The sequence below is a fragment of the Vibrio sp. 10N.286.49.B3 genome (genome assembly GCF_002873395.1).
Taxonomy (GTDB): domain Bacteria; phylum Pseudomonadota; class Gammaproteobacteria; order Enterobacterales; family Vibrionaceae; genus Vibrio.
Genome location: NZ_MCUV01000026.1, coordinates 33,875 through 45,266 on the forward strand (window position 1 = coordinate 33,875; position 11,392 = coordinate 45,266).

Annotated in this window: 8 protein-coding genes and 1 pseudogene; 4 read left to right on the forward strand and 5 right to left on the reverse strand. The window is 42.7% G+C overall.

From position 1 onward, the window contains the following. Positions 1-176: 176 nt before the first annotated feature. The 5 genes from BCU68_RS09865 to BCU68_RS09885 are packed head-to-tail and all read right to left on the reverse strand — an operon-like array spanning position 177 to position 8,214. Positions 177-3,401, reverse strand: a complete 3,225-nt coding sequence (locus BCU68_RS09865; RefSeq protein ID WP_102564608.1) for a type I restriction endonuclease subunit R — start codon at positions 3,399-3,401, stop codon at positions 177-179. 51 nt (positions 3,402-3,452) lie between these two features. Then, positions 3,453-4,034: a hypothetical protein gene (locus tag BCU68_RS09870; protein WP_102564609.1), complete on the reverse strand. Its 582-nt coding sequence runs from the start codon at positions 4,032-4,034 to the stop codon at positions 3,453-3,455. Continuing rightward, on the reverse strand, positions 4,031-5,230 hold the full coding sequence (locus tag BCU68_RS09875) for an ankyrin repeat domain-containing protein (protein ID WP_102564610.1): 1,200 nt from the start codon (positions 5,228-5,230) through the stop codon (positions 4,031-4,033). The genes BCU68_RS09870 and BCU68_RS09875 overlap by 4 nt, the downstream gene beginning before the upstream one ends. Next, a complete protein-coding gene (locus tag BCU68_RS09880; protein WP_102564611.1) occupies positions 5,223-6,521 on the reverse strand; it encodes a restriction endonuclease subunit S in 1,299 nt (432 codons plus the stop codon). Before BCU68_RS09880 ends, BCU68_RS09875 begins: the two co-directional genes overlap by 8 nt. Then, entirely contained in the window at positions 6,511-8,214 is a 1,704-nt protein-coding gene (locus BCU68_RS09885; protein WP_102564612.1) for a class I SAM-dependent DNA methyltransferase, read from the reverse strand. Before BCU68_RS09885 ends, BCU68_RS09880 begins: the two co-directional genes overlap by 11 nt. A 110-nt stretch (positions 8,215-8,324) precedes the next feature. On the opposite strand from BCU68_RS09885, the pseudogene BCU68_RS09890 reads away from it, so the two are divergent. The 4 genes and pseudogenes from BCU68_RS09890 to BCU68_RS09900 all read left to right on the forward strand — a co-directional run bounded on the left by BCU68_RS09890 (position 8,325) and on the right by BCU68_RS09900 (position 10,405). After that, positions 8,325-8,920 (forward strand): annotated as a pseudogene (locus tag BCU68_RS09890) (tyrosine-type recombinase/integrase). Between the two features lie 9 nt (positions 8,921-8,929). Continuing rightward, positions 8,930-9,103 (forward strand): hypothetical protein, encoded by a 174-nt coding sequence (locus tag BCU68_RS17040; RefSeq protein WP_198591716.1) that lies wholly within the window; start codon positions 8,930-8,932, stop codon positions 9,101-9,103. Further along, positions 9,096-10,064, forward strand: a complete 969-nt coding sequence (locus BCU68_RS09895) for a phosphotransferase (RefSeq protein WP_157935190.1) — start codon at positions 9,096-9,098, stop codon at positions 10,062-10,064. Before BCU68_RS17040 ends, BCU68_RS09895 begins: the two co-directional genes overlap by 8 nt. Before the next feature lie 14 nt (positions 10,065-10,078). Further along, positions 10,079-10,405 carry a hypothetical protein gene (locus BCU68_RS09900; RefSeq protein WP_102564614.1) on the forward strand — a complete coding sequence of 109 codons (327 nt, stop codon included), beginning with the start codon at positions 10,079-10,081 and terminating at the stop codon, positions 10,403-10,405. The last annotated feature ends 987 nt before the right edge of the window (positions 10,406-11,392 follow it).

An 11,392-nucleotide genomic window follows, 5' to 3' on the forward strand; every position in this document is an offset into this window, starting at 1 on the left:
CCAAAAAACGCAGCTTGCCATGTGCGAGTTTATGAGGGGAAAAACAGCTCCACATCTTTTGTACATCTATTCCCATGACTATGCGTCTTTCCGAAATTTAGTTATTTCAGGAAAAATAATTATCAAGTGAAAAAAGTGAAGATGGCAAGCTACTATGCCTGCCATCTTCGATTACTTTACTTATACCACCCATCTGCCAGCACTTCAGCTTGCTCTAGCACAAGCTTAATCGCCTCTTCAGCAGCATCTGGCGGGTATTTCCATCTACGTAGTAATCGACGAACGAGGTTGCGCATACGAGCACGAACACTATCTCTCTTTTGCCAATCAACCGTTGCTGACTTACGCAGTTGATGAGTTAACTCAATGGCAAGCTTACGTAAGTTGTCATCACCCAGTTCTCTAACCGAGGATTCGTTGTCTACCAATGCGCGATAGAAAGCTATTTCGTCGACAGAGAGGTTCAGCTTATCTAATAACTCTCCATCTTCTTGCATCTCTTTCGCCCATTGAATCAACTCCTCGATAACTTGAGCCGTTTCAATGCTGCGGTTATGGTATTTTTGCAGCGTCGACATAATACGTTCAGAGTATTTCTTCTCCTGTACGACGTCGTTCTTCATGCGAGATTTAACCTCATCACGAAGCAGCTTTTCTAACAGCTCTACGGCAAGGTTCTTCTCTTTCATGTTCTTAACATCTTCTAAGAACTCTTCAGAGAGAAGCCCGATATTTGGCTTATCAAGCCCAACCATAGTGAAAATATCATCAACACCATCGGCTACAACTGCATTATTTAGAATTTGCTTCAATGCTGTATTGCGCTCCTCATCAGTGCGCTTCTTGTCTACCGTTGAGTGCTTGATAAAAGCTGTCTTGATCGCAGAGTAAAAGGCAATTTCGTTCTTATAACAGTGAGTTTCATCCATAGTACTACACAGTGAATATGCTTTAGCCAAAGCCGCCATCACATCGAGGAATCGCCTCTTTCCGTCCCTGACTTGTTTTCCGTTAGCGTCAGTATGAGATAAACCTGACAAATGGTTAACTGCTCCCGGTAACAAGCGCAATGCATCCGATTCAAAGTCCGGACGATAGTTGAATACCTTTGTATCAACGGGGGTTGCGAACATACCTCGAATGATATCAACCTTTTCCATTAGTACAGCAAACGCTTCTGCCGTATCGACGGTGGGTTGTCCCTTACCTTGGCTATTAGTGTAGGTTTTTAGTGCATTTTTAAGCTCATTAGCGATACCAATATAGTCGACAACCAAGCCACCGGGCTTATCTTTAAAGACTCGGTTTACACGAGCAATCGCCTGCATTAGGTTATGCCCTTTCATTGGTTTATCTATATACATGGTATGGCAACAAGGTGCATCGAATCCTGTTAGCCACATGTCTCGTACGATGACGAGCTGAAGCTCATCGTCAGTATCCTTGTAACGCTTCTCGAATAGCTTTTTGGTTTTCTTATCGTGGATGTGAGGCTGCATCTTTTCTTTGTCTGATGCAGAGCCAGTCATCACAATCTTAATTGCACCTTTATCGGTATCTGGGTGATGCCACTCTGGTTTAATAGCAACAATAGCATTGTAGAGATCGACACATATCTCTCGGCTCATCGAGACAATCATGGCTTTACCGGGAAATGTCGATGTTCGAGTAGTGAAGTGCTCAACAAGATCTTTTGCAACTTGTTCAATGCGAGGCTCTGCACCTACCAGCTTTTCTAATGTTGCCCACTCTGATTTTACTTTTTCACGATCTGCCGTTTCTTCATCTTCACCGATTTCACCTTCAACTTTATCGTTAAGCTGCTCAATTTCATCTTGGTTAATATCAAGCTTTGCAAGGCGAGATTCGTAGTAGATAGGCACCGTTGCACCATCGTCAACGGCATCTTGAATATCATAGATAGAAACATATTCGCCAAATACACCACGCGTGTCTTTATCATCCATCGCGATTGGCGTGCCTGTAAAGCCGATGAATGAAGCATTAGGCAGTGCGTCACGCATGTACTTGGAATAACCATAAACGTACTTGTGACCCGTTACAGTGCCGTTTTTGTCCTTCACTTCCACCATTTTTGACTTGTTGCCATACTGGCTGCGGTGCGCCTCATCAGAAACGACAACAATATTACTTCGCTCAGACAGCCTAGGGTGCTCTGTCTCTTCATCTAATAAAGCGAACTTTTGAATCGTCGTGAATATGATGCCGCCAGACTGCCGATTTAAAAGCAGCTCACGCAACGCATCTCGGTCGTCCGCTTGTTGAGGTATTTGCTTTAACGTCTCTTGCGCCATCCCAAAGGTGTTGTAAAGCTGACCATCGAGATCATTTCGATCAGTTACCACCACAATCGTTGGGTTATTCATGGATGCTTGCTGTAACAGTTTACTCGCGTAGCAAACCATAGAGATGCTTTTGCCACTACCTTGAGTATGCCAAACAACCCCAGCCTTACCACTGCCTTGCTTAATCTTTTCTAATGCAGGGATAGTGCTCTCAAGGAAGTTACCAGAGGTATTGGCGGCACGAACCGTCGCCTCAACAGCCGCTCTCACTGCGTGGAACTGGTGATAACCTGCAATTTTCTTGATGATTTTGTCGTTGTCGGTTTCGAATAGTACAAAGTAACGAATATAGTCGAGGAGTAGATCTTGCTTGAAGAAGCCACGAACCATGGTTTCTAATTGAAATTCCAATAACGGTCTATCGTCCTCCGTAGCGACTGTTTTCCAAGGTAAGAATCGCTCTTTATTTGCCGTTAATGAACCAACGCGAGCCGTCCAACCATCACTGACAATTAACGCTTCATTGAAAACAAACAGATCTGAAATTTCATCTTTGTAGGTTTGAAGCTGATTGAAGGCATTCCAAATGTCGGCATGGTCATCGGCTGGATTTTTTAACTCGATGACTGAGATTGGTAAGCCGTTAATAAACACCACAACATCAGGACGGCGATTACCTTTTGTACCTGTAATCGTAAACTGATTCACGATAAGGAACTCATTGTTATCTGGCGTCGTAAAATCCATTAACTGAGCGTGAGTATGCTTTGTCTTCGATTCGCCATCTTCAACATCCGTGTATTCGACAGGCACTCCTTCAATCACAAACTTGTGGAAGGCACGGTTGTTTTTAATGAGAATGGGCGTATCGGGGGAAGATACCGTGTTAACCACATCATTCAGTGCCTCTATCGGAAGCTCTGGATTGATAATTGTTAACTGATTTAATAGCCTCTGTTTTAATACCACTTGGTGGTAATCGTCACGCTCTGCATCGTCGCCATCAGGTGCGATGTCATAGCCATTTTTATAGAGGTAACCTTGGTCGGTGAACCACCTAATACATTCTTGTTCTAACTGGTCTTCTGTGATCACATGATTCCCTCAAATTCGAAAGTCTTTTTTATTATTCTCGTAGCACAACACTTAGAATGGCAGCCCAAATAACAAGCCAATTCCGAACCCAATCGGGCTAACTGGTATTGCTACATCAGCTACGAGTTCTGCTAAGCCCTCGCTCGCAACATCACTTGCTACAGATTCACCTACGCTGTGAACCATTTCACCAGCTAATGTTTCTGACACCGTATCAGTCAATGCTGCATTATCAATTCCTGAATCGATCACCAATGTGTTATCAAAACTATCGGCAACTTCACTCGTAACAAGAATTGGGATATCTGAGTTTTCAGCAAGTGTCTCGTTGATATAAGAAACACTGTCGGTCGCTTTTAATTGCACTTCAGCCGCTATATCACCATCACTCATTAATGCAATATCAGAAACAGGATGGTTGGTTGCTTCAAAGAGCATGGCATCCATACCCTGCCCGTTGAGTGCAGCCACAACCTCTTGTTCGAAAACAATGCCTTTGATGTTGCTGATATGCCCTGACATAGCATCAGGGTTAACATCAGCAAAGTAATCAAGGATCTCGTCGTTACTTGCAAGCTCTAGCTCGTTATAGCCACGACGGACTGCATCAAAAACGGAACTTTGAGCAATCATTGTTGGCGCGTCTGTTCTAGCAATTCAGTAATTTGTGAGAAGCTGGTTTCCTTCAAAGCGCCATATTTAGTTTTGGGGGCACTTATTCTGGCAAGATCTTGAGCTGTATTACCATTTGACGTTCGAAACTCTAAATTTACATTTAATTGAACCGCTTGATTAACCGTTTCTAAATAGCCTTTATCTGCTGCAACCATCAATGGAGACCAGCCGTCTTTATTTCGAAAGTTAAGGTTAGCGCCATTACTATTAAGCAACTCTAACGTGGATGCTTGATTATAAGTAGCCGCCCAATTTGCTGCCGTTCTACCAGACTTACTATGAAGGTTGGCATCCGCACCTTTGTCTATAAGCAACGAAATAAATTCATTTTTGCCATTTTGAGCTAATAAGGATAACGCTGGATGTGAATCTTTATTTCTTGCATTCGGATTCGCACCAGCAGTAACGAGCGCTTTTATCATTTCGTCATCACCTTTAGTAACAGCGATAATCAGCATCGTTTCTTTATCTTCATTTTCAACATCTGGATTTACGCCATCAGCGAGTAGCTTCTTAGCGATGTTGACATGCCCATTTTGATACGCTGACAGCATCGCCGCTTCTGAATACTTCGCGCTGAACACCGCTCCTTCAGCGAGTAGCTTATCTACCACCTCTAAGCGTTGTTTAAAGTACGCGCCCGTAACCGCATTCCAACCATCATTGTTACAAACATCGACGGCAGCTCCGTGCTTAAGTAGAAACTCAACCGCTTTGATTCGACCTTTCATTGATGCCCAAATTAATGGTGTCCAGCCCTTGTCGTTACGAATGTTAACTTCAGCGCCTTTTTCGACCATCAACTCAGCGAGTTCAAAATATTCATTGTCTAAACAAAGCAACAATGCGCTGCTCATTTGTTGTGGTCGATAGTTAGGGTTTGCGCCTTTGTGTAACAGTGCTTTAGCAATGTCCAAGAAACCTAGTTCGACTGCTAACCGAAGTGGATTATGGCCTGCATGATTAATATCAAAACCGTCCACTTCGATGAGCACTTCAGCCAATGATGAGAAACCAAATTTCAATGCCAACTCAAATGGCGTTGCTCCCTGCTCATCAAACACGGTATTAACCAGCTCAGGCTGCTGTTCAATCACATCCTTCAATAACGCCAGATTACCAGATTCAATAGCTGTTAATAGTTGCTCAGTCATTCAGGTTAACCTCTGCGATGTCTAACTCGATTTCGCCGGAAAGCAATTTAGGAAGTAGCGTATCTCGTAACGATACCAAAGTTGCATTTTGTGCTCTATTTTGAGGAATCAACTGATAAAACTTATCGACGATAGCGGAGAAAGTTTCACGTAGCTCAACTGGTGGTACAGCCATTTCCCAGTTCATGATTGCAGTCTTATCACCACGCGGCATTTTTGCGCCCTTCGAGGTTCTAGTCATGTATTCGAAGAATGTATCTTGATAAAGCAAATTCATCAGGTATGAGTCACTGTTTGCACTAACTGATTCAAAACCAAGAACATCATTGGAGCGACCACCACTTCCCTCAGCCAACCAGATCTTCTTAAAGTAAGGACGGATGTTTGAAACTAAGATGTCTCCTGACTTATATGCTGCGACCGTTTTAGCTGTTGGAAGCTTAGATGCAGCGGTTACACCTTTCTTTTCAGCGAGCATATTCTCTGTCGAGATATAATTTTCAAGTGTAATCGTGTCGGTGTTTGTTCTTGCTGAGCAGTATTTAGCTACGTCGCTCAGAGTGCCAACTTCCCAACCTTCTGGTATCAAACCCAACTCAGACTCAACAAGCTTTTCTGGGAATAGCGAGGCAGTAGCTGCATCCATCCCTTCTGGTTGCTCGCCATTCATCTTGGCTTTGACTGGATCGAAGTCGACAAACCATGACTTGAAGATGGCTTGCGCCATTTCTTCTAGAGTTTGGTTAGTTTTTGTATTGAGTAGGATTTTATTCTCAAATTGCTCTAATACATCCCCAATATTTCTCTGTATATCCAAAGGAGGCTTTGAAATTTCCAATGACTCAAGCATCGATTTAGTTAGGGCATTTCGAGTGGCCCCTGTACTTGCAATTGTAAGAAGGTAATTTTGCATCTTGGTTGATGTCAAAAAGTACCGAAGGTAACGGTGATCAAACTCGTCTGGCTTTACACGAAGAATTGCCACATGTTGATTAACACGTGCTGGAAGGTACTCCTTTGGTGCAAGACAAACTCTAGCTACGGAATCACCAGTAATATTAATCAAAATATCATTAGATTCGATTATGACATTCTTCAGCTTTTGAGCAGCTTCTGAAGTTATGTAAACCAAGCCTTCAGCTTTAAAACCATCATTGTAAATATTTTGACTACGAATCAGTGTAATTTCACCGCTATCCAAATAAACGCTACTCCCCCCCCTTGGGGTCGCTCCGCTACCTATTTTTGAACAATATTTCCCTAAGGCTACAGTAGGCCAATTACAGCTCATAACCTAACCCCGCTAGATTCTTCTTGATCTCAGATTCTAGCGTTGCTGATTCTGAAAACTGCTCACTCAATTTAGCCGTTAACGTTGCCATCTTCTCGCCAAATGGAATGCCATCATCTAGCTCTTCAGTAGCGCCAACGTAACGTCCCGGTGTCAGTACAAAATCATGCTTGGTGATTTCTTCTAGCGTTGCTGATTTGCAGAAACCAGCTTGATCTTCATAAGCAACACCATGGACTTCTTCACCCGTTTTCCAAGCGTGAAATAGATCGGCTACTTTCTTAATGTCATCAAAACTAAAATCACGAAGTACACGGTCTTTCATGAAGCCAAGGTTACGCGCATCAATGAATAGCACTTCACCCTTACGACCACGCAGTTTACGACCCGCTTTATCTACACGAGGGTTCTTATTCTTAGTTAAGAACCAAATACATGCGGGGATCTGAGTGTTAGTAAACAGTTGACCGGGAAGTGCTACCATACATTCAATCAAGTCATTTTCGATTAATGCCTGACGAATAGTGCCTTCGTTGTTGGTCGTTGAACTCATAGAACCATTTGCCAACAGAAGCGCCTGAGAGCCTTCAGGTGCTAAGTGATGAAGCATGTGCTGCATCCATGCGAAGTTCGCATTACCTGATGGTGGTTGACCGTATTTGAAGCGAGGATCGTTATCATCAACACCCGTGTTCCACTCTTTCATGTTGAATGGAGGGTTAGCCATAATGAAATCAGCACGAAGGTCAGGGTGTTGCACGTTAGTGTAGGTACTTGCAGGCTCTTTACCGAAGTCGTAATCAAGACCACGGATCGCCATGTTCATCGCTGCTAGTTGCCACGTTGTATGGTTATATTCTTGACCGTAGATTGAGATTTTCTGCTTCTGAGTAAGAGCATCAACCTTCTTCTCGTTTGCATGACGCTCGATGAACTTCTCTGACTGAACAAAGAAACCACCAGAACCCATTGCTGGGTCATAGACACGACCTTCAAATGGTTCAATCATTTCAACGATCAGCGTTACGATTGATGCTGGCGTATAGAACTGACCACCTTTTTTACCTTCAGCCAATGCGAACTGACCAAGCATGTATTCGTACACATGACCAAGGATATCTTTACTGTTTAGGTCTGCATGAACAAACGGAATGGTAGCAATCAGGTTAATAAGCTCATTTAGCTTGGCTTGATCAATCTTCAATGAAGAGTATGACTTATTCAGTACGCCTTTCAGTTTCGGGTTGTCGCGTTCAATACCTTCAAGGGCATTATCAATAAGATGACCGACAGAAGTGATTTTTTTCGGCTTACCATTAATATCAAGTTCAGCACCACCAATAACCAATGGGCCATTGTCTTGCAGGAACTGCCAACGAGATTCAGTCGGTAGCCAGAACACGTTTTTTTCTGTGTAGAAATCACGTTGTTCAAGCTCAATGGCTATCTCTGCCGCTAGCTCATCTTCAGAGTAATCAGCAGGATCCAAGTAGTATTCGTGCTCAGGGTTAGCAATGTCAGCTTTGATCTCATCCTGACGCAGCTTAAACGCATCAGAGACGTACTTAACGAAAATTAGACCTAACACTGCGTGTTTGTACTGCGCTGCGTCTAGCGTTGAGCGTAGCTTGTCTGCGGCGTTCCAAAGCTTGCCTTCAAGCTCTTTCAAATACTGTTGTTCTGTTTGATTCATTAGGAGTTTTCTTGTTATAGAAATATTCCGTCAATCATACCACTGGATGCAGCATTGTCTTTGATTTCTGCCTTACTTAAAGAGCATTTTTATGAAGTAAGGAGCACATTATGGAAGCTTGGAATAAAGGAAAGCGTGTAGGTCAGAAGAAAGCCTTCAAACTAGAAGACATTTGGCGCATCCGTATTCGACTTGAATTGGAAGAGCGCTTGTTTGAGCTGGCGCTGTTCAATTTAGCCATCGACTGTAAGTTGCGTTCGTGTGATTTACGTAACTTAAAAGTGCAAGATGTCAGTCGCAGTGGCTGCGTAATGTCGAGAACAATCGTTAAGCAACAGAAGACCCAACAGGAAGTACACTTCGAAATCACGCCCAAGACGCAGCAAACCTTGTCACAATGGATCATTCAAAACTCGTTGTTACCAACAGACTATCTGTTTCCAAGCCCACTCCGTGAGGGGCAGCCCATCTCGTACCATTACTACACCACACTGGTTAACCGATGGGTTACTGATATCGGGCAGATAAAACGCAATACGGCACGCATTCACTGCGCAGAACCAAGGCTTCTTTGATCTACGCTAAAACGAAGAATCTTAGAGCTATTCAATTACTTCTTGGTCATGCTAAGTTAGAAAGCACGATTGAATACCTTGGTGTTGAGATTGAAGATGCACTGAGGATTTCAGAGAGTTGTGAGACTTGAGGAGCCGTTATGCAATGCCCCGAATGTGAAGACCACTTGGGCTGGGATTGGATTGAAGACGAATGCATTGAGCCAAACGAAGGGGTTGATTGCCCAAGTTGTGGTGTGGCACTGCGTTACATCATTGATGAGGGCACTTACTATGGTGCTCAGCATAAGACTGTTGAGGTTGTTGATGAGTGAAGTAACTAACCCAATTATTGCAAGATCAATTGCAAATGTTGAGTCAATTATTGAATTGGTAAATACTTCCTATGATGTGACGATTAACAATGCAGACTTAATTCAGTCAAGAGAAAATGATGTCTACAAGTTATATGGAGACACCTGTTCGTACCTCTTCAAAGTATATTCATTAGAAAGCATGTCATTCGAACGCCTGTTACATATCGAGCAGGTTGCTTCATCTTTGTATGGACATGAATATTTAAGACGTTCATCATCTGGCTCGCTTAGCGTTAGTTTGAATTATCCCGAGGGTCAGAGAATTGGGGCTTTGTATCCTTGGTTTAAGGATGTTGGTTCTAAAAGCATAGATGCTCAATATGCCAATGAATTTGGTAAAGAAATTGCGTCCCTACACCTAATAAACTCAATTGCCCCATCAGACATTTCTGGCATAAACTCCAAAGAAATAGAAGACTCTATCGTCAACTTTTCGTTGAGCAATGGATCCAAGTTTTTGTTGTTAGAATCTCTTGAAACACTTGAAAAATATCCTTTAAGTAATTTGAAATCTTTAGATATGGGCGTATGTCACGGAGATTGTCATTTAGAAAACACCATCTGGTCAGAAAGTAAAGTTCGCCTTATAGATTTTGATCAGTTGCAATATAATTACTTAGCTAGCGACTTAGTTTCATTAGCTTGGAGTAACCATTACAATATGGGCATCACTGATGAACACTTGAATCACTTATACTTTGGTTATTCATCCGTGAAACTATTACCAAATTTAGATTTTGAACAATTCAAGTATTTTCTTATCAAGAAAGAAATAGAGTATTTGTTGTCCTACTTTAAAAGGCAGCAAGTCATCGGTGTCAGATTTGTTGGTGACAACTTAGTTTACAATCGCATCGAAAGGCTCAAACAATATAAAGCCCCGCTTGGTTTTTTCAAATATTTCAACAAAACGACTTAACAGGAGAGAATGTTATGAGTTCAATGGCTGCTTATGCAATAGAAATGGGCATGGATCCGTGTGTTGCCCCTGATGGTCAAGAATGGTCAGAAAGTATATACCGTCGACCACAAATTAATAGAGAAGTTTTTGGTGATGATGGCTCTTCAGATAGACGAGGGTATGACACTCCTTTAGGCAGAGGGGATTCTAGTCGAAGTTACTCATCAGTACCTACAAATCAAGCGGCTGAACAATGGTTTGCAACGGCAAAACAAGCGTTCCAATTTGCAAAAGATAACCCCGGTTCAGTCGCAAAACGATCTACAGATGGTAACGGTTTTACTGTAACTCTCAAGTAACTCAAAAATGAAGACCTTAAGTAAGCAAAAGCGATTGACACTCTAAGGCGCTTTTGTCCCAATGAGTGCTATCTCACCGTAGAGGTCAAGCACGTCTCTGGACAATTCTGAGCTAGCTCTTCTGAAGATCGAGAGCTATAGTCGATTGATATAGTGGCGCGGAATAGCGCTGGAATATACTGCTAAACTGCTCTTGATTATCGAGCACAAAAGTAACTCGAATATGATCTGCATTGTATGTGGTGAGGATTGATCGCAGCCAGCTAGGCAGAGAACCATTTAGAAGCGCCTCGCAATTGATAAACCAGATCCACGTTGGCTTGTCACTTCGAATGATATCCATGATTTGCGACTTGTTTCTGTAATCTTCACCTGCAAGTGAGAGAAGGTCGATGTAGATCGTTTGAACCCCTAATCCATTGTTGATGCAATTGTATGTATTCTGGAGGTCTTCTCCACAGTCATTGGTGAAAGTATGAAACCTCATCATACCCAACTCCCAATACCCATTTATTAGGCGCTCATGCGAGCCAACAGGCCACTTATCCAAATTAGGGACGATAGATTGTGGGGTTGTATTCTTCATTCATCCTCACTTTACATAACCCTGTCTTTTCAGCTCATGTATAGCATTATGAGTTACTAGCAAAACGCAGTAAACCACTCGATAACAAAGTTTGGGGCGGAAACGCTTTAGGGTAGTAGCACTAAGTCGATCTTGTCCCAAAGCATGGCGGCATAACACGTCTCTGGACAATTCTGAGCTAGCTCTTCTGAAGATCGAGAGCTATAGTCGATTGATATAGTGGCGCAGAATAGCGCTGGAATATACTGCTGAACTGCTCTTGATTATCGAGCACATAAGTAACTCGAATATGATCTGCATTGTATGTGGTGAGGATTGATCGCACCCAGCTAGGCAGAGAACCATTTAGAGAGACTCGCAATTGATAAACCAGATCCACATTGGCTTGTCACTTCGAATGA